The sequence below is a fragment of the Acinetobacter higginsii genome (genome assembly GCF_000369525.1).
Taxonomy (GTDB): domain Bacteria; phylum Pseudomonadota; class Gammaproteobacteria; order Pseudomonadales; family Moraxellaceae; genus Acinetobacter; species Acinetobacter higginsii.
Window position 1 is genome coordinate 1,758,566 of sequence record NZ_KB850072.1, and the last position, 18,763, is coordinate 1,777,328.

General features: G+C 43.5%; 18 protein-coding genes. 7 read left to right on the forward strand and 11 right to left on the reverse strand.

Translation table 11 applies throughout. The features are described 5' to 3' along the window. Positions 1 to 6 precede the first annotated feature (6 nt). The 8 genes from hutG to F902_RS14460 all read right to left on the reverse strand — a co-directional run bounded on the left by hutG (position 7) and on the right by F902_RS14460 (position 9,768). Positions 7 to 927, reverse strand: coding sequence for a formimidoylglutamase (gene hutG / locus F902_RS14425; RefSeq protein WP_005204519.1), 921 nt, complete (start codon positions 925 to 927; stop codon positions 7 to 9). A 34-nt stretch (positions 928 to 961) separates the two neighbouring features. Continuing rightward, positions 962 to 2,167, reverse strand: a complete 1,206-nt coding sequence (gene hutI, locus F902_RS14430; protein WP_005204520.1) for an imidazolonepropionase — start codon at positions 2,165 to 2,167, stop codon at positions 962 to 964. Between the two features lie 51 nt (positions 2,168 to 2,218). Then, positions 2,219 to 3,631, reverse strand: a complete 1,413-nt coding sequence (locus F902_RS14435; RefSeq protein ID WP_005204523.1) for an amino acid permease — start codon at positions 3,629 to 3,631, stop codon at positions 2,219 to 2,221. 64 nt (positions 3,632 to 3,695) lie between these two features. Further along, entirely contained in the window at positions 3,696 to 5,234 is a 1,539-nt protein-coding gene (gene hutH / locus F902_RS14440) for a histidine ammonia-lyase (protein ID WP_004806245.1), read from the reverse strand. Between the two features lie 84 nt (positions 5,235 to 5,318). Next, on the reverse strand, positions 5,319 to 6,995 hold the full coding sequence (hutU, locus tag F902_RS14445; protein ID WP_005204526.1) for a urocanate hydratase: 1,677 nt from the start codon (positions 6,993 to 6,995) through the stop codon (positions 5,319 to 5,321). A gap of 238 nt (positions 6,996 to 7,233) precedes the next feature. Beyond that, positions 7,234 to 7,815: a HutD/Ves family protein gene (locus F902_RS14450; protein WP_005204528.1), complete on the reverse strand. Its 582-nt coding sequence runs from the start codon at positions 7,813 to 7,815 to the stop codon at positions 7,234 to 7,236. Next, the gene (hutC, locus tag F902_RS14455) at positions 7,812 to 8,564 is read right to left on the reverse strand and encodes a histidine utilization repressor (RefSeq protein ID WP_005204531.1); all 753 of its coding nucleotides are present in this window, start codon (positions 8,562 to 8,564) and stop codon (positions 7,812 to 7,814) included. Before hutC ends, F902_RS14450 begins: the two co-directional genes overlap by 4 nt. Before the next feature lie 148 nt (positions 8,565 to 8,712). Next, positions 8,713 to 9,768: an aromatic ring-hydroxylating oxygenase subunit alpha gene (locus F902_RS14460; protein WP_005204532.1), complete on the reverse strand. Its 1,056-nt coding sequence runs from the start codon at positions 9,766 to 9,768 to the stop codon at positions 8,713 to 8,715. Between the two features lie 164 nt (positions 9,769 to 9,932). Here F902_RS14460 and F902_RS14465 point away from each other — a divergent pair, with 164 nt between their 5' ends. From F902_RS14465 to F902_RS14490, 7 genes are all read left to right on the forward strand, one after another. Next, positions 9,933 to 10,865: a LysR family transcriptional regulator gene (locus tag F902_RS14465; protein ID WP_005204534.1), complete on the forward strand. Its 933-nt coding sequence runs from the start codon at positions 9,933 to 9,935 to the stop codon at positions 10,863 to 10,865. 128 nt (positions 10,866 to 10,993) lie between these two features. Continuing rightward, a complete protein-coding gene (gene puuE, locus F902_RS14470) occupies positions 10,994 to 11,944 on the forward strand; it encodes an allantoinase PuuE (protein ID WP_005204536.1) in 951 nt (316 codons plus the stop codon). 100 nt (positions 11,945 to 12,044) lie between these two features. Next, the gene (locus tag F902_RS14475) at positions 12,045 to 12,635 is read left to right on the forward strand and encodes a dihydrofolate reductase family protein (protein WP_005204539.1); all 591 of its coding nucleotides are present in this window, start codon (positions 12,045 to 12,047) and stop codon (positions 12,633 to 12,635) included. A gap of 195 nt (positions 12,636 to 12,830) precedes the next feature. Next, a complete protein-coding gene (locus F902_RS22175) occupies positions 12,831 to 13,076 on the forward strand; it encodes a zinc ribbon domain-containing protein (RefSeq protein WP_005204541.1) in 246 nt (81 codons plus the stop codon). A 135-nt stretch (positions 13,077 to 13,211) separates the two neighbouring features. Next, on the forward strand, positions 13,212 to 14,387 hold the full coding sequence (locus F902_RS14480; protein WP_005204543.1) for an OmpA family protein: 1,176 nt from the start codon (positions 13,212 to 13,214) through the stop codon (positions 14,385 to 14,387). 324 nt (positions 14,388 to 14,711) lie between these two features. Then, positions 14,712 to 15,161: a DUF7832 domain-containing protein gene (locus tag F902_RS14485; RefSeq protein WP_005204545.1), complete on the forward strand. Its 450-nt coding sequence runs from the start codon at positions 14,712 to 14,714 to the stop codon at positions 15,159 to 15,161. A 62-nt stretch (positions 15,162 to 15,223) separates the two neighbouring features. Continuing rightward, complete coding sequence (locus tag F902_RS14490; RefSeq protein ID WP_005204546.1) at positions 15,224 to 15,577, forward strand: DUF7716 domain-containing protein; 354 nt, start codon at positions 15,224 to 15,226, stop codon at positions 15,575 to 15,577. 83 nt (positions 15,578 to 15,660) lie between these two features. Here the strand turns inward: F902_RS14490 and F902_RS14495 are convergent, their stop codons facing one another. Genes F902_RS14495 through F902_RS14505 form a run of 3 tightly spaced genes read right to left on the reverse strand, consistent with a single transcriptional unit; the run spans position 15,661 to position 18,720 of the window. Further along, positions 15,661 to 17,115 (reverse strand): amidohydrolase family protein, encoded by a 1,455-nt coding sequence (locus tag F902_RS14495; protein ID WP_005204548.1) that lies wholly within the window; start codon positions 17,113 to 17,115, stop codon positions 15,661 to 15,663. Then, complete coding sequence (locus tag F902_RS14500; RefSeq protein WP_005204551.1) at positions 17,112 to 17,906, reverse strand: ABC transporter permease; 795 nt, start codon at positions 17,904 to 17,906, stop codon at positions 17,112 to 17,114. The genes F902_RS14495 and F902_RS14500 overlap by 4 nt, the downstream gene beginning before the upstream one ends. After that, a complete protein-coding gene (locus F902_RS14505) occupies positions 17,899 to 18,720 on the reverse strand; it encodes an ABC transporter ATP-binding protein (RefSeq protein WP_005204552.1) in 822 nt (273 codons plus the stop codon). The genes F902_RS14500 and F902_RS14505 overlap by 8 nt, the downstream gene beginning before the upstream one ends. Positions 18,721 to 18,763 lie beyond the last annotated feature (43 nt).

The following is an 18,763-nucleotide window of genomic DNA, read 5'->3' on the forward strand; positions in this document are numbered from 1 at the left end:
GATCCATCAATCAAATATGTAGTTAAAAATTATATAAGCGGCTAATTTGGCAGTTCTACTATCCAAATCAAACCGTGGATTACATTCCGCCACATCAAAAACTTTAATCTTTCCGGTTTCCTTAATGGCCTCTAGTAATGGGTCAAAGACGGATAAATCAATCCCTTTAACCGCAGGTGCGCTTACACCTGGCGCAATGCTAGCACTAAATACATCAAGATCAACTGTAATATACAAATAGTCAACTTTTCCGGTAAAAGCTGTCAACTTTTCGATTAAAGTTTCAACATTTTGTTGCTGCAACTCATAATCGTAAATATAAGTACAATTCAGCCGATCTGCGGTTTCAAATAAAACCTTGGTGTTTGAATGTTTCGCTACGCCAATGCACAAATAATTAAATTCTTGTTGATGCTGTTCAGACAGTTTTGCTGCATTTAAAAAAGGTGTGCCAGAAGTCACCTGTTCAGCTTCACGCAAGTCGAAATGTGCATCGAAATTGATGATGCCGATCTTCTTATTCGGCTCATGATTTTGCAGATATTGAAACAGACCTGAGAAGCTACCAAAAGCCACCTCATGGCCACCGCCTAACACAATCGGCTTCATGCCCTGTTTGAGGCTTCTTTCAACTTGTTCAGCCAATTCAGCCTGTGCTTGTTCCAGTTTGGAGCCGTCACATACCACAGTGCCAATATCGGTAATCGTGACTGGTTGATGCACAGGTAAATTAGCCAATTGCGCACGAATACTGTCAGGTGCATCTGCTGCACCCAAGCGCCCTTTGTTACGCTTAACGCCCTCATCCGAGCTAAAGCCAATCAAGGCATAATCAGCTCGTGGTGTGGTATTGACGACTTGGTGAATCCTTAAGTGTTCAGCACCCTCACCATCTTTACGCCCCTGCCATGTAAATGAATGATTCATTATGTCTAGCGTCCTTTAAAAATGAGCTTCGCTGTTAGATTGAGATTTCATTGCCATGCTGAATAATCCGCTTCGGTAAATCGCCACCCAACCAGTAAACAATCTCGGATGGATGCTCAATATCCCACGCAATAAAGTCTGCAACTTTACCAGTCTCTAAAGTGCCGTGAGTCTCTTGTAAACCCAATGCATGTGCCGCATGCGTCGTCACACCCGCCAAAGTCTGTTCAGGTGTTAGACGGAATAAGGTACTCCCCATATTCATCATTAACCGTAAAGATAAGGCTGGTGATGTGCCTGGATTTAAGTCACTGGATAGCGCAATGCGTACGCCATGTTGATGCAAACTGTCTAAAGGTGGATATTTGGTTTCTCTCAAGAAATAGAATGCGCCCGGTAATAACACCGCCACCGTTCCAGCAGCGGCCATCGCCTTGACATCATCCTCAGTCATAAACTCTAAATGATCTGCCGATAAGGCATGATAACGTGCCGCCAAACTCGATCCACCCAATGCAGATAGCTGCTCAGCATGTAACTTGATCGGAAGATTTAAAGACTGGGCTGTTTTAAATAGACGTTCGACTTGAGCTGGCGAAAATGCCAAATATTCACAAAAGGCATCCACTGCATCAACTAAACCTTCTTGATGCAGTTTAGGCAGCATCTCATTGCAGATATGCTCGATATAAGCATCACTTTGATCTTTGTACTCAGGCGGCAAAGCATGCGCTGCCAAGCAAGTACTACGAACGGTCATTGGCAAGGTATCTGAAATTTGACGAATCACACGCAGCATTTTTCGTTCATTGGCATAATCCAGACCGTAACCTGACTTAATCTCAATGGTAGTGACACCATCTTTAAGCAAGCAGCGAACTCGTTTCAATGCTGATGCAAGCAACTCTTGTTCACTGGCTTCACGCGTGGCACGAACCGTACTGGCGATCCCACCACCGCTGGCTGCGATCTCAGCATAGCTGACACCTTGCAGGCGTTTTTCAAACTCAACACTACGGTTGCCACCAAATACACTATGGGTATGACAATCAATCAAACCTGGTGTGACCCATGCGCCATTCAAATCAATGGTTTCGGAATAAGCATCGGCAGGAAGATCTTCAAATGTTCCAATCCAGTGGATATGCTGCCCTGAAGTGACCATCGCAGCATGTTCAATACTGGAATATTGCCCATTTTGCATGGTGGCGATATGACAGTTTTTCCAAAGCTTTTTCATTCACAGTTCCTCTCACTGCTCAGGCGGAATAACACCTGAGCAGCTTGATATTTAACTTTCCATTTCGATATTTTGTTGCATGCTTTGATTTTCTTTTACCGTGTTTTGCTTGGGCTTCACCCAAATGGTATAAGCAATCCAAAGTAAAACTAACCAGGTTGCGCCAACATAAATTGCAGGTCGTGAGTCTGGGAAATAGCCCATCATCGCCAAAATAAACAACATGAATGCAATTGCAAATGCAGGGGCATATGGCCAGCCAATCACTGGAAAATCGAGGGCTTTGATTTCTGCTTTAGACAACTTACGACGCATCGCAACTTGAGCAAGTAAAATCATCAACCACACCCAAACCGTAGCAAAGGTCGCAATTGAAGCAATGATAATGAATACATTTTCAGGAATCAGATAGTTCAGCAATACGCCGATCAATAACACCCCTGCCATCACCACAACCGTCATCCAAGGCACACCATTTTTGGAGATTTTTTGGAATACTTGCGGCGCTTGTCCACGATTCGACATACCATACAGCATACGCCCAGCACCAAATACATCACTATTGATCGCAGAGATCGCCGCAGTAATCACTACGATATTGAGAACAGTCGCCGCAGATCCAATCCCAAGATTTTCAAAGATCTGTACAAATGGGCTACCTTGGCTACCAATTTGATTCCATGGGAAAATCGACATCAGTACAAAAATCGTCATTACATAGAACAACAGAATACGTACTGGCACCGCATTAATTGCTTTAGGAATCGAGGTTTTCGGGTCTTGTGACTCACCTGCGGTAATCCCGATAATTTCAATCCCACCAAACGCGAATACCACCACAGATAAACAAGCAACTAAACCGGCAATACCATTTGGCATAAAGCCATCGTGAATCCATAAGTTTTGAATGCCTGTGGTAAAACCACTATGATCCGCATGGAAGCCATAGAACATTAAACCTAAACCACCGACAATCATCGCAACAATCGCCGTCACTTTGACAATCGAAAGCCAGAATTCCAGTTCACCAAAGACTTTGACATGAATCAGGTTAATTGCCCCAAGGAACATGATCAGTGACAGAATCCAGATCCAGCGCGGCACATCGGGGTACCAAAACCCCATATAAATCCCGAAAGCAGTGACGTCGGCCAAAGCTACAATGATCATTTCAAAAACGTAGGTCCACCCTGTAGTAAAACCTGCAAGTGGACCAATATATTGTGAGGCATAGTGACTGAATGAACCCGATACTGGATTATGTACAGCCATCTCACCCAATGCGCGCATCACGATATAAATTGCAATCCCTGCAACGATATATGCGATTAATACAGACGGACCTGCCATTTTGATGGCTGTTGCCGAACCGTAAAAGAGTCCTGTCCCAATGGCTGAACCCAATGCCAAAAAACGAATATGGCGGGTGTTTAACCCCCGCTGTAATGTGGAGTGTTGTGACATTATAATCTCCAATCCTTGAGGAAATTTAGTTAGATTCGGCCACTCCATGTGACCGATTTATTGATCACACTTCAGACAAACTCGGTAATAGCTGTGGAATGAGTAATTCGTTCAAGCAGCCACTTGCAAGCAATTCACTCGCTTGCTCAATATCTGGCGCAAAGAAACGATCTTCACTGTAATAAGGCACTTGGTCACGCAGCACTTTACGCGCACGCTCAAGTTTTGGAGAACTCTTCAAACCTTCACGGAAATCAAGACCCTGACATGCCCCTAACCACTCAACTGCAAGAATGCCGCGAACGTTGTCAGCCATATACCACAAACGTTTGCCCGCATTCGGCGCCATAGAAACATGGTCTTCCTGATTTGCAGAGGTCGGTAAACTATCAACACTGGCAGGATGTGCAAGTGCTTTATTGTCACTTGCTAACGCAGCGGCTGTTACTTGAGCAATCATGAAGCCTGAGTTGACTCCACCATTGGCGACCAAGAATGGCGGCAGCTGTGACATATGACGGTCCATCATCATCGAAATACGGCGTTCTGACAGTGAACCAATTTCGGCAATTGCCAATGCAAGGTTGTCCGCAGCCATTGCCACTGGTTCAGCGTGGAAGTTACCACCTGAAATCACATCACCTTCAGCAGCAAAGACCAATGGGTTATCAGATACCGCATTTGATTCAATTGCTAATACTTCGGCAGCTTGACGAATTTGAGTCAAGCAAGCACCCATCACCTGTGGTTGGCAACGCAGTGAGTATGGGTCTTGAACCTTGCTACAGTCCTCATGTGAATGTGAAATTTCACTCGATTCAGTCAGTAAGTCACGATATGCAGCAGCAACATCAATTTGGCCACGTTGACCACGAACTTCATGAATACGTGCATCGAATGGTGCCCGAGAACCCAGCATGGCTTCAACACTTAAACCACCACACACCGTTGCAGCAGCAAATAAATCTTCTGCCTCAAACAAACCACGTAATGCGTATGCTGTAGAAACTTGTGTCCCGTTTAAAAGTGCTAAACCTTCTTTCGCAGCTAAAGAAATTGGCTCTAAACCCGCAATTTTAAGTGCTTCAACCGCTGGTAACCATTCACCTTTATAACGCGCTTTGCTTTCGCCTAATAACACCAAAGACATGTGTGCCAGTGGTGCCAAGTCACCTGAAGCACCAACAGAACCTTTTAATGGAATATGCGGATAAACTTCTGCATTGATCAACGCCAAAATGGCATCAATTACTTTACGGCGAATCCCCGAAAAGCCACGTGCCAAACTATTTGCTTTGAGCAACATAATCAGACGAACCATCGCATCGTCAAGCGGCTCGCCCACGCCAGCAGCGTGTGATAGCACCAAAGAACGCTGTAATTGCTCTAGGTCTTCTGGTGCAATTTTAGTTGATGCAAGTAAACCAAAACCCGTATTGATCCCGTAAGCAGTACGGCCTTCGTTGACGATTTGTTCGACACAAGCAACACTCGCATTGATGCCAGCAGAAGCGCTGTCATCGAGTTTCACTTTGATTGGATTTAAATAAGCGTGGCGCAGATCTGCTAAGCTAAGTTTGCCGGGTTGAATTAGAAGTTCCATTATTGGCGTCCTGTTTTGCACTCTATTGTTCGCTTACGATGCCGCTTACACAATTGCAAAAAGCATCGTAATGTCCTTGTCTGTTTATTGTGTGATCATCGGCAAGTTCAAGCCTTGCTCTTTGGCACAATCAATCGCAATGTCATAACCTGCATCAGCATGACGCATTACCCCTGTTGCCGGGTCATTGGTCAATACACGTGCAATACGTGCTGCTGCCTCATCTGTACCATCACACACGATCACTACACCTGAGTGTTGAGAGAAGCCCATACCTACACCACCACCGTGATGTAATGACACCCAAGTCGCACCGCCAGCAGTATTCAACAAGGCATTCAATAACGGCCAGTCAGATACGGCATCTGAACCATCTTTCATCGATTCTGTTTCACGGTTTGGACTAGACACTGAACCTGAATCCAGATGGTCACGACCAATCACGATAGGTGCTGAAAGTTCACCACTACGCACCATTTCATTAAATGCCAAACCGAGTTTTGCACGTAAACCTAAGCCGACCCAGCAAATACGCGCTGGTAAACCTTGGAAGCTAATACGTTCACGCGCCATATCTAACCAGCGATGTAAATGTTCATCATCTGGAATGAGTTCTTTTACTTTGGCATCTGTCTTATAGATATCTTCTGGATCACCTGAAAGTGCAGCCCAACGGAATGGACCAACACCACGACAGAACAATGGACGGATATAGGCAGGAACGAAGCCAGGGAAATCAAAGGCATTTGCTACGCCTTCATCTTGTGCCATTTGACGGATGTTGTTGCCATAGTCAAAGGTTGGAACACCCATTTTTTGGAAATCCAACATCGCTTGAACGTGCTGTGCCATCGATTGTTTAGCCGCTTTAACTACAACTTCTGGCTCAGTTTTAGCGCGCTGACGGTACTCTTCCCATGTCCAGCCAATTGGTAAATAACCATTTAATGGGTCATGTGCGCTGGTTTGGTCAGTCACCATATCTGGATGTACACCGCGACGAACCAATTCAGGTAAAATTTCAGCTGCATTGCCATGTAGTGCAATCGAAACCGCCTTACCTTCTTTGGTATATTTTTCAATACGCGCCAAAGCATCATCTAAATCAGTTGCTTGCTCATCGACATAACGCGTACGTAAACGGAAATCGATACTGGTTTGTTGGCATTCGATATTGAGTGAGCATGCGCCTGCAAGTGTTGCAGCTAAAGGTTGTGCACCGCCCATACCACCTAAACCAGCAGTCAACACCCAACGACCTGTCAAATCACCGTTATAGTGTTGGCGACCTGCTTCTACAAACGTTTCATAGGTACCTTGTACAATGCCTTGGCTACCAATATAAATCCAAGAACCCGCTGTCATCTGACCATACATTGCCAAACCTTTCGCATCCAATTCATTGAAATGCTCCCACGTTCCCCAATGTGGAACAAGATTCGAGTTTGCAATCAAAACACGCGGTGCGTCTTTATGGGTTTTAAATACACCCACTGGCTTACCAGATTGAACCAACAAGGTTTCATCAGTTTCTAAATTCTTTAGCGTTTCAACGATCTTGTCAAAACATTCCCAGTTACGTGCAGCACGACCAATGCCACCGTAAACAACAAGCTCTTTTGGATTCTCTGCAACATCAGGGTCAAGATTGTTCATCAGCATGCGTAAAGGCGCTTCTGTTAACCAGCTTTTTGCATTGAGCTTTGTACCACGTGGTGCGCGAATTTCTACATCACGAAATTTTGTTGTCGTTGTTGTCACAATCGGACTCCTTCCATTGAGTTTGAATCAGCAAATTAACCTGCTTTACTGTATAGCAATGTATTAACTTGTATATACATCCATATACTACACAAAACTTTTATATTGAAAAGATGCTTTTCAATTCTTTTATGAAAATAAATTACAAACTTATGAAATAAATAGATTTATTTTTTGATCGGCAATAAAAAACACATACAACCTGAAGTCATATGTGTTTCGTGAAATTTGCAAAAAATTAGATTTTTGTGAGTTCGATCAGACAAGCTTGCTTAAAACGCTCAGATTTTAAAACCAGTTTTTTCAATGCTTTTTGCTGCTCGATTTTAAGACTTTGCTGGTGTGCTAAACAAAAAACCTGCCGATCCACTTCAATTTCTAATGGTTCTGGACTCTGATTAAAAATAAAAATCAGATTGGCTGAACTAAAAATCTCAGTACTAGTCGGCTCACACACCCATTGATAGTGAGAACACCATTTTTCAGGATGATAAATCAGATTAAAGTCCCGAATCGGCCCATCACTTAGTTCACAACTGGTTGTGCTATCCCCACTGAATTGAGCGGATTCTAAGGTTTTTAGATGCTCGGAATCATCATCAATATTCAATACGATGCCAGCACCTTCCAATACCGTGAGGATGCGTTGCATGCCATTAAACTTGGAAAAATCCCCCGAAGTTTTGACATCCGCCATGGATATACGCCAATCAAACGTATCCAAACTGTCACCGTCACTTCGGGCAAGCTCAATGGTATAACCTGCACCATTCTTCCACAGCATCTGTTTATAGTCAGCCATGTCTAAGTGTTGAATCATTGAGTAAACTTACCTTCCAGATAATAACGACTACCCGGATAAATCAAACGTGCACTTGAAATGAGTTGTTTATTCGACCATGTCCTGCGACGAATCAATAGACATGGTTCGGTCTTATTGATTTTCAGCCATTTGCATTCTTGTGCTGATGCAAGAATTGCTGTCACCACATGTTCCCCTTCAGTCACCGGTGCTTTAGACATTAAATATGCATTGGGTGTAATGCTTTTAAAGTCTTGTGCCAAGTAATCTGGGATCAACATCGGATCGACCAGTCGATCTTCAATCTGAACAGGTACATCATTTTCATAATGCACGATGATTGAGTGAAATAGCTTTTGCCCTTCTCGAATCTGCATCAGCATACTTTGTTCAGCATTGGCCTCAATCTGTTCCAGTACCAAAACTTCGGCATGATGTTTATGATTTCGGGCAATGATTTCTTCGGCAATATTATTGACATGAAACAAAGCAGTACGCCCTTGTCCTTCTGCAACAAAAGAACCAACACCTTGGATACGCACCAACAGACCTTCACTGGTGAGTTCGCGCAAGGCACGATTCACGGTCATGCGGCTGCAGCCGAGTAAATTGACCAATTCACTTTCTGATGGAATTTTTTTATTGACGGTCCATGTTCCTTCATAGATTTTTTGCGAAATCATTTGTTTCACACGCAAATACAAAGGAACAGGACTATCTTCTTCTAGGGACAAATCTAAATCGTTTTGCTTTGTCGCTCTTGACATTGGCTAAAACTCATACTAAATACTATAAGTCATTGTATATTGAATTTAGCGCAATTGTATATACAAGCCTATACAAATAAACAATTTAGGCTTAATAGAAGATAAATAACTCTGATTTAATCTCTTAAATATCCCAAATTGATTCAAGCTAAACCGTATAGCGTTTGCTTAAACCCCATTCAGCCAAGATACGGCGATACATGGTCGAAGAACGATCTGCTTCAAAATGTGCTTCCATACTAATATCTAAAGGTAATTCTTCTGGCTTTTGCGCCTCTACCATCTCTTGATCTTCGGCAAAAATCTGCGCATTAAAATCATACACAGCCTGTAAATCGCCAGTGGTGTCAAAATTACGAGTTAACGGTACAAATAAACGGGTCTTATTATGCGAGATGGGACAACAGGCATTTAAAATCTTGAGCACACCGTCATTCGGAAAATGAATGGTCAGTATTGCTGAAAATGGCGGATAAACATCAAAGATCCGCTCCCATAAAAAATCATCAGGTGCTAAATGCTGCATGCCATGCGGGTAGTTGCTGACATTACTGGTGTAGTTTGTATGCAAACCATAATCGGTACGTTCAGTCGAATATTTAGGTACAACAGGATTATCTCGATCGGCAAAGGCCTGATGATGTACCCAAGCAAAGTGTGCCACATCAATAAAACCTTCCAGTTGACGACCGCTTGAACCGGCAATATCCACAGAAGGCGGTAAAATGGCTTGATGTGCCTTACTCTCCCATGTGTCTAATACAGGGAAGTTTGCCATACTTTCATCTCTGCCCAAAATGCTGGTCCAGACCAGTCCATATTTTAAAACCACGGGAAACTTGGTCAGCGAAAAGCGCTCTGAGATTTTAGTTAAATCAGGCTGAGCTGGGATTTTAGAGCATTTGCCATCTTCATTAAAATGAAGTCCATGATAAGGACAAATCAAAGTATCTCCCTCAACCCAGCCTTTACTCAAAGGCACACCGCGATGCGGGCAAATATCCCGAGCTAAATGAATCTGCCCTGTTTCGGTCTTATACAAAGCTAGATTCATATCCAATAAGGTGACTTGCTGCGGTTTACTGCTCACATCTTCAATACGTGCCACGGGATACCAATGTTGTGCAAGAATCTGCCAATCCTGATCATCAAATTGGCTATGACATGGCTTATTTGGAAGATTGATGAATGGAATTGCGTTCATATCCTGTGCTCATTTTTAAGATTTTTCTCTTCATGAGCAGTGTGGAATAGATCAATATTCTCGTCTATTAGAATGATTTATATGCATCATTCTAAAAATTAGAACAGCCTAGGCACTAAAATTGCTTTTGTATTAAAACCTGCTTTATCTCAAGTGAGTTTGCAATGGCCTTGCCATTTTCACGTTTTGCCGATTATTTTATTGCCGTTGCCAAAACAGGCAGTTTAAGAAAAGCAGCCGATCAACTGTTTATTTCTGTCTCCGCGGTACATCGGCAGATTGTTTTGGCAGAAGAAGAACTCGGTGTGGCTTTATTTGAACGTTTGCCCAGTGGACTCAAGCTGACCTTGGCTGGTGAATTACTCTATGCCGATCTACGCAGCTGGCAAAAAGAGTTTCAAATCACACAGAAACGTTTGAATGAAATCCAAGGCATACAACGCGGTTCAATTGATTTTGGGATGATTGCAGCACTCAATGAAAGCTTTGTCAGTGCCGTGATGCAGTCTATTGTTCAGCAATATCCGTGGATTAATTTTAAGGTTCGTGTCTTGGACAGTGATCGTATCGCTGATCTGGTGATCAATGCTGAACTCGACTTTGGCTTGATTCTGAATCCCAAACATCAGCATCAATTGCAGATCAGCGCCTTTATTGAAATGCCCTTGGGTTTCGTGATTCCCAAACAGCATCCTTTAGCCCATAAAGAAAAAATCTACTTCTCCGATACACTGGAATTCAATCATATTATTCCTGCCGAGCCTTTGGTTATTCATGACCATGTTACGGCCTTATATAAAAAGCAGGACTTTCACCCACGCCATACCATCGAATGCAACGATATCCATATGATGATTTCATTGCTTAGGCAAAACTTAGGTATCAGCATCATGAGTTATCTGGATGCAGCCCCTTATATTGAAAATGCTGAATTTGAATTTAGAGCGATCAATGACCATGGCCTACATCCAATTACGGTCGCACTTTGTGTTGCACCAAAACGGCAACTTTCTCGGATTGCTCAAATCATGATGAATCAAATCATTATCGAGATGGAAGCACTAAAATCGCGCATGCTAATGAATATTCATCAATAACATGGTATTTTTGCACCAAAACAAAACACACAAGCTATTGATTTAAATCAATATAATATTTGACACCCAAAGATTTAATCGGGTAAGTTGATGTGAAGATTCACCTTTTTCACGATTTAGGTATTGCTATGGTTTGGCCCAATACAGACACTCATTTAACAGCAGATTATCCACGAGATATGGTCGGTTATGCCGATCAACCGCCCCATGCCCAATGGCCCAATCAAGCAAAAATCGCGGTTCAATTTGTGCTGAATTATGAAGAAGGTGGAGAAAAACATATCCTGCATGGCGACGAAGGGTCAGAGCAGTTTTTGTCTGAAATTAGTGGCGCAGAAAGTTATCCTGCACGCCATCTTTCGATGGACTCGATTTATGAATATGGCTCACGGGTCGGTTTTTGGCGCATTCAGCAGGAATTTGCCAAACGCCAATTGCCCATGACCATTTTTGCTGTGGCGATGGCTTTGCAACGGAATCCATTGGTGGTCGAAGCGATCAAACAACACCATTACGATGTGGTCTCGCATGGCTTACGCTGGATTCATTATCAAAATATGGATGTTGAAACCGAAAAGCAGCATATGGCTGAAGCCATGCAGATCCTTAAAGATTTATTTGGTGAAATGCCGACAGGTTGGTACACAGGCCGCGATAGCCCCAATACCCGTCAATTATTGGCGGAATACGGTCAGGTGCAATATGACAGCGATTATTACGGTGATGACTTACCTTTTTGGACAACACTCCGCAATGCAGCGGGTGCAACCCGTCCGCATTTAATTATCCCCTATACACTTGATACCAATGATATGAAATTTGCCTCACCAACTGGTTTTAATCGCAGTGAGGATTTTTTTGAATATTTAAAAGATGCTTTTGATGTCCTCTATGCAGAGGGAGCAACCTCACCCAAGATGCTTTCGATTGGCATGCATTGCCGAATTTTAGGACGTCCTGCCCGCTTTAAGGCATTACAACGTTTCCTAGATTATGTGCAAAATCATGATCGGGTCTGGATTTGTACTCGTCAGCAGATTGCAGAGCATTGGTATACACATCATCCTTTTCAAGCTTAGCTTTATTAAAGCGTCATCATGTGTCGTATATCCGATTTAAACAATTTATCCAAACAAAATAAGCTTTAAGCTACTCCTTTAGAATAAGGAGATGATCAGGATGAAAGTACAATATTTTGCAGCGAGTACACTAGATGGATTTATTGCGACCGAAGACGATTCTTTGGAATGGTTATTTGCATTAGGCGAACTAGATAACTCAAGTTATCCCACGTTTATTGCAAATGTTGGTGCTTTGGTGATGGGATCGGCAACTTATGAATGGATATTGAATAACGCAGATCAAGTTGCAGCCGAAACAGGTTCCCCTTGGCCTTATACTCAGCCAACTTGGGTATTTTCCAGCCGTAAACTGCCCTTGATTGAAGGTGCAAATATCCATTTTGTACAAGGAGACATCGCTCCTGTTTATGCTGAAATACAATCCATCATTGGGGATAAGAATATTTGGATTGTAGGCGGTGGCGAATTAGCGGGTCAGTTCTATGATGCAAATTTGCTTGATGAACTCATTATACAAATTGGTTCGGTTACTCTTGCAAAAGGAAAAGCGCTTTTCCCCCGAAGAGTACTTGCTCCAACACTTAAATTGATCTCCGCTTATCAAATGGGTGAAGGTATGGTTGAATTACATTATAGCGTTGAACGTAAAAAAATTAGTAAAATGTTGAATGCCTTATCTAGCCTGTAAATACTGGTAAAACAATTAAAGAACTCCCCCAACTCAATCGAATTAGCCCATTCTGTCAAATAAAATGGGTTATTCGGAAGAATTTTCCAATCGTTGAACTGATACAATTTTATGACCTGATTGCGAATCGAGGAGATGCGTTTATACGACATTTCTTAATGCCCAAATAGGAAAAATTAAAAAGGAAGAATGCTTATGGCGCTTATTTCATGCCCCGAATGCAGCCGTCAGGTTTCGACCCAAGCCAACTCCTGCCCGCATTGCGGTTATCCTCTGCAGACGCAACATAACACACCCGAGCCAAGAGCATTGCAATCACCGCATGTGTTAAGCCGCGCCATCATGGCACTCGGCGCTTGGCTGATCACGCCCTGGATTGCGCGACTCCTCTTCGGACTAGCGGTGCTGGTATTTGCCTATCTTTCACTCAAGAGCGAATGAATAAGCTTAATTAAAGAACTACATAGCCTTGTTAGTTGTACACGTGTTTTTTGCAGCCAAAGATAGGTATTCGAAGGACTTAACGCGACTCAATTAAAACAAAATGCGGTCAACATATAAGTAGAGTGATTAGACATGTTTTCAATGAACAGATTCATGGTGCTTGGAATAGCATTGCTCGCGTGCTCCTGCACGAAGTCACCCTCGGCTGACGAGGAAAAGGCCAATGCGACGACGAAAACAACCAAAGTCGCAGCAAAGTCCGCTGGGGATGTCGACTTCCCAGTAATCCCACAGATCGTCGTGCCAGAGATCATCGGTATTGGCCCAGCCCAGCGAGCGCTGGAAACATCGATGCAAGATATCATTGACCCAGTGGCTGGCATCAGTGTCAAGCCCGCCAACTGTGCCACCGACGGCGCATTAGTCAACGATGCGGGTATTACCAGCATGGATGTGCAAGGCAATCTGTCGCGCAACGGTGATGAAGGCATCTTCCATATCGACGCAGACGGCAGTGGTACCGCCAACTACGAAGGCGGCGTCATCGTCGTCAACGCAGATGGCAGTGGCACAATCAACGGCAATGGCGACGGTGGCGCTGACGATGGAATCATCTCGGTCGAGGCCGACGGTTCGGGCACGTATAACGGCAAGTACGGCATCATCGTGCTGGACGGCAAAGGTGGTGGCACTTGGAACGGCGACCACGGGGTGATTCGCAACCAAGGTGATGGTTCAGGTAGTTGGAATGGTCCGCAAGGCATCGTCACCATCAACGCCGACGGCAGCGGTACATGGAACGGTCCGCACGGGTTGGTGAGCAACGACGGTAAAGGCAATGGCAGCATTGGCACACCAGCACGTCAAGTGAAAATGGCACCAATTCCCAAGGTCACTCCAGCTGGCAAGTTCCCGCCGTTAAAAAAATTCGCTCCATCCGGTGTGCCATGTGGGTTCATCATCACTCTCAATGATCAGGTATTGTTCGATTTCGACAAGTCGGATATCCGTCCTGATGCAGCCAAGGTACTGGACACCTTAGCCATGGCCTTGCAGAAAGTGCCAGCCAAGGCAATCGAAATTCGTGGTCATACCGATGCCAAGGGCAGTGACGCCTACAATCTGAATTTGTCCGAGCATCGTGCCAAATCAGTGGGTATGGCCTTGCGCCAGCGTGGCGCTGCAGCCAACGCCAGCACGCGTGGTTACGGCGAGTCGCAGCCAGTAGCGCCCAACGAGGTCAGCGGCCAAGACAACCCTGCTGGCCGGCAGTTGAACCGGCGGGTGGAAATCTTCGTGCGCACTTGATGATGCGAGCGGGTCAACGATGGCCGCGTTTATTGGCAATATGTTGAATGCCCTATCTAGCCGGTAAATACTGGTAAAGCAATTAAAGGACTCCTCAACTCAATCTAAATAACCCATTCTGTTGAACAAAATGGGTTATTCGGAATAATTTTCCCATCTTTGAACTGATACAATTTTATGACCTGATTACGAATCGACGAGATGCGTTTATTGGACATTTCTTAATGTCCAAACGGAAAATAACTAACTACGATAAAACTAAAATTTAAATCAGTGTAATTATTTAAATGGTGAGTAATGACTCAGTTTTTGGAGATATGAATCATGAAATACGATGATGCTTCTTGGCATTATGGAGGTGACTTCCCTACCGACCTTCCACAAGAGGCAGGAGCAACCCATATTGGAATGTTTTTAACATGGATGCTTCTTCACAACTTTGCTAGTGAAGAATTAACTGAAGATTCACAAGATGCAATTGAGCATCTAAAGACAAAACAAATTACAGGAGCACATTTTCTCATTGATGAACTTGATGAGAAGCTCACCGACAATGATTTTACCGAAGAAGGTAATGCTTTTGCTTTGGCGTATTACGAAGGATTAAATAATGATAGTCGATATATTGATGACTACTTGCTTAGCTTTTCAGTAGATACGAATAACGTGTATAGAGTCACTGATACTTGGGAAAATTACGACAAATTGGCAAGCCATATTGATGAAAGGTATCGTCGATGGATCATGGATGGTAGACCCCAATATATTGCTTAAACTCATAAAAAATTGTTCAGTATAAATTTAACTGTCGAATTAAATAATAAAGGAGATGGGCAATGATCCAAATAATTACAATACGTGATTTATACGAGACAGTAATTAGAGCAAAGGAAAATGAATGGATTTATGTCAATCTAATATCTTGGAATAAATCACCTAAAGAAAGTATTTTTTTCATTATTTCGGAGGAAGAAGTCGATAATCTGCCAGATGAAAAAGTTTATGAATCAGATAGTGGAGCATTTTTGCCTATAGAGTTAGAAGAGTTATATCTATCACCATGGATGGAAATAGGTACTTTAAAAGGTGTTATCGAAAACCTTAAATTAATGTCTCACAATTTTAACGATGAATCTTTCATTCAAGGCATCAATTATTATCGTGAATACGATACTTTTTTGGATGCCTGAAAGTTAAGCATTAATTTCATCCTATATCTGACAATGCATTTTTAAAAATAAACCACTATCAGATATTCGTGAACTAATATGGCTTAGGCTATTTTTGCCATTTCCATACTCCGCTGTTGTAACAGCTTTACCGCTTGCTTGGCTTGCCAAGCCAACTCCATCATATCCAGATCAGGAATCTGATCATTTTCCATCACCATTTTCCCTGCTACAAACATGGCCTTAATATGCGCTCGCCCGCCGCTAGCCACAGGCCCAATCGCCATATCATGCAAGCCAAAATAACGTGGATCATCTAACTGATAAATAACCAAGTCAGCCTGTTGCCCCACCTCAATTGTACCGACTTGATCAAGTCCCAAGATTTTCGCACCACCCACTGTTCCCCAACGGATCACATCCTCAATACTGGCAGCATCTGCACCACCTTCAAATTGCCCCCCCTCATATTGTGGTGTCGCCAACATCCCCTTTCTGGCGCGTTGTAACAACCAAGTGGCATGAGTTTCAGACAACATATCTGCGGCTTCATTGGAACCTGCACCATCAACGCCAATCGAAATGGTCATGCCTGCCTGTTCCAGAGCAACAAGATCGGCAATGCCACTGCCCAAACGTGCATTACTCTGCGGACAGTGCGCGATTCCTGTTTGAGTTTGGCCCAACAACTGAATTTCTTCGGGTAATAATTTCACTAAATGCGCAAACCAAACATCACTGCCAATCCAATCCTGCTCGGCACAGAACTGGACTGGGGTCATACCAAACTTGGCTTTAGCTGCATCCAAATAATCCACCGTTTCAGATAAATGACTATGCATCCGAATCCCCAATTCTCTGGCGATTCTGGCACTTTCGCGTAATTGCTGCGCTGTGGTCGAATGCAAGGTTGAAGTCGGTGCCATCACGATTTTTCGGAAAGCATTTGAATCTGGTTGATGATAGTGCTGCACCAAACGCTCAATATCCGCCATATAGTCTTCAAATTTTTCTGGACGCAAGGCTTGAGGTAACTCATTTTCCAAGCCTCGTGTTAAGGTTGCGCCGCCACGACATAGCACAAAGCGCATACCCAGTTTTTCGGCTTCATCAAATAAAATTGCAGCACCATCAAACGGCATTTGTGGCCAATATAAATAATGATGATCTGCTACCGTTGCACAACCTGAACGTAATAATTCAATCAAGCCAATACGTACAGCAATCCGAAAAGTGCGTTCATCAAATGCGCCACGAAACCGATACGGTGTACTGGCAAGCCACGAGGTCAGGTTTTGATTTAAACCTTGTGGCTCGCCCTTTAATAAAGACTGAAATAAATGGTGATGGGTATTTACCCATGCTGGGTAGATCACACAATCTTTGGCATCGACAATCTGTTCATTCGGCTGAGCACTTAACCGCCCTATTTCAGTAATTTTACCTGATTGGATACGGATATCAGTGGATGAACAACGTGCTGCATTCCCAGTTAAGCCTGTCAAAATGGCATGCGCATTTTGAATTAAATAGCTTTGATTTATTTGCTTTGAACTCATACTTGCTCACTCTCATGCCATTTGCTTAAAAAGAACTGACTTAATAAAGACATCAGAACAAATAAGCCCAAACCCGTACAGGTAATCAGAAATAATGCAGCAAACATCAAGGGTAAATCCAACTGAAAACCTGCTTGTAAGATTTGATAAGCCAAGCCCGCACTGGTGCCACCCGCGCCTGCAACAAACTCGGAAACCACAGCACCAATCAGCGCTAAGCCACAGGAAATTCGTAAGCCACCAAAGAAATAAGGCAAAGCATTCGGCACACGTAAACGCATCAAAATCTGCCAGCGACTGGCTTTATTGATTTGAAAAAGATTAAGCAAACCTTTATTGACGCTCCGCAGACCCAAGGTGGTATTGGTCAATATTGGAAAAACTGCAACCAACATGGCACACACCACCAACGCCAAAGTGGTATTTTGAATCCAGATGATGACCAGAGGTGCGATTGCAACAATCGGTGTGACCTGAAACAAAATGGCATACGGCATAAAACAGGCTGCGAGCACGCGACTTTGTACAAATACAAAAGCGATCAATGTGCCAATCATTACGGCGCAGACAAAAGCCAATAAGGTGATTTTTAAAGTTACCCATAAACTACCAAATAACACACTGGACTGATTAATCAGCGCCATGACAATATCACTGGGCTTCGGCACGACATAAACAGGGACTTCAAGTTGTTGAAAACTCAATTGCCAAAACAACAGAAAGATCAAACCAAGTCCGAGTGGAGCGGCAATACGTTGTACCGTTGGATGTTGTAGAAATGGTTTAATCATGAGCATGCACTCCACTCGCCTCAGCCAATAATTGCGATAGATGCGAACATTGTTGAATAAAAATGTCTGAGCTTCGGAAAGACTCATCACGTTGATAAGGCCCTTTAATATTTAGGTCCGCCACTACGCGTCCTGGTCGTGCACCCATCACAATTACCCGTGAAGACAGATACACCGCTTCATAAATACTATGCGTGACAAACACCACCGTTAAATCTCGTTCTGACCATAATTGACGGATATCACTATCCAGTTTATGGCGGGTAAACTCATCCAATGCGCCAAAAGGTTCATCCATCAACAATAGATCAGGTTCTGTCACTAAGGCTCTGGCCAAAGAGGCACGCATTTGCATCCCCCCAGAAAGTTCACGCGGATAAGCGGTGCCGAATTTTTCTAAGCCAACGGCTTTTAAAGCAGCTTGGACTTTGGGCATACTGGTTGATTTGGCAATATGCTGTAAATCCAGAGGTAAACGTACATTGTCTTCGATATTGGCCCACGGCATCAGTGTTGCCTCCTGAAATACCATGGCCATTTTGCATTGAGATTGCATTTCAGCCTTGCCATTCCAGCGTACCAAACCTGCTGAAGGCTGTTCTAGATCGGCAAACATTTTTAGCAAGGTACTTTTACCGCAGCCTGACGGTCCCAGTAATGAAACAATTTCACCACGGGCAATATTTAAATCCAGTCGTTGTAAGGCATTGGTCCCATTGGGATAGGTTTTTTCAACCCCTCTAGCCATAATCATCGGCGTGATAAAGGTTGAAGATTCATGTATTGGCGTATCAACTGGTAAAGCAGAATTCATGTGGTTTCCCCTTCGTGCGAGTGCCCTATTTTGTTAACCTTTT

Bases quoted from the DNA above. Each gene is read 5' to 3' on its own strand.
- hutG (WP_005204519.1), bottom strand. From the start codon at position 927: ATGAATCATTCATTTACATGGCAGGGGCGTAAAGATGGTGAGGGTGCT.
- hutI (WP_005204520.1), bottom strand. From the start codon at position 2,167: ATGAAAAAGCTTTGGAAAAACTGTCATATCGCCACCATGCAAAATGGG.
- F902_RS14435 (WP_005204523.1), bottom strand. From the start codon at position 3,631: ATGTCACAACACTCCACATTACAGCGGGGGTTAAACACCCGCCATATT.
- hutH (WP_004806245.1), bottom strand. From the start codon at position 5,234: ATGGAACTTCTAATTCAACCCGGCAAACTTAGCTTAGCAGATCTGCGC.
- F902_RS14450 (WP_005204528.1), bottom strand. From the start codon at position 7,815: ATGATTCAACACTTAGACATGGCTGACTATAAACAGATGCTGTGGAAG.
- hutC (WP_005204531.1), bottom strand. From the start codon at position 8,564: ATGTCAAGAGCGACAAAGCAAAACGATTTAGATTTGTCCCTAGAAGAA.
- F902_RS14460 (WP_005204532.1), bottom strand. From the start codon at position 9,768: ATGAACGCAATTCCATTCATCAATCTTCCAAATAAGCCATGTCATAGC.
- F902_RS14465 (WP_005204534.1), top strand. From the start codon at position 9,933: ATGGCCTTGCCATTTTCACGTTTTGCCGATTATTTTATTGCCGTTGCC.
- puuE (WP_005204536.1), top strand. From the start codon at position 10,994: ATGGTTTGGCCCAATACAGACACTCATTTAACAGCAGATTATCCACGA.
- F902_RS14475 (WP_005204539.1), top strand. From the start codon at position 12,045: ATGAAAGTACAATATTTTGCAGCGAGTACACTAGATGGATTTATTGCG.
- F902_RS22175 (WP_005204541.1), top strand. From the start codon at position 12,831: ATGGCGCTTATTTCATGCCCCGAATGCAGCCGTCAGGTTTCGACCCAA.
- F902_RS14480 (WP_005204543.1), top strand. From the start codon at position 13,212: ATGTTTTCAATGAACAGATTCATGGTGCTTGGAATAGCATTGCTCGCG.
- F902_RS14485 (WP_005204545.1), top strand. From the start codon at position 14,712: ATGAAATACGATGATGCTTCTTGGCATTATGGAGGTGACTTCCCTACC.
- F902_RS14490 (WP_005204546.1), top strand. From the start codon at position 15,224: ATGATCCAAATAATTACAATACGTGATTTATACGAGACAGTAATTAGA.
- F902_RS14495 (WP_005204548.1), bottom strand. From the start codon at position 17,115: ATGAGTTCAAAGCAAATAAATCAAAGCTATTTAATTCAAAATGCGCAT.
- F902_RS14500 (WP_005204551.1), bottom strand. From the start codon at position 17,906: ATGATTAAACCATTTCTACAACATCCAACGGTACAACGTATTGCCGCT.
- F902_RS14505 (WP_005204552.1), bottom strand. From the start codon at position 18,720: ATGAATTCTGCTTTACCAGTTGATACGCCAATACATGAATCTTCAACC.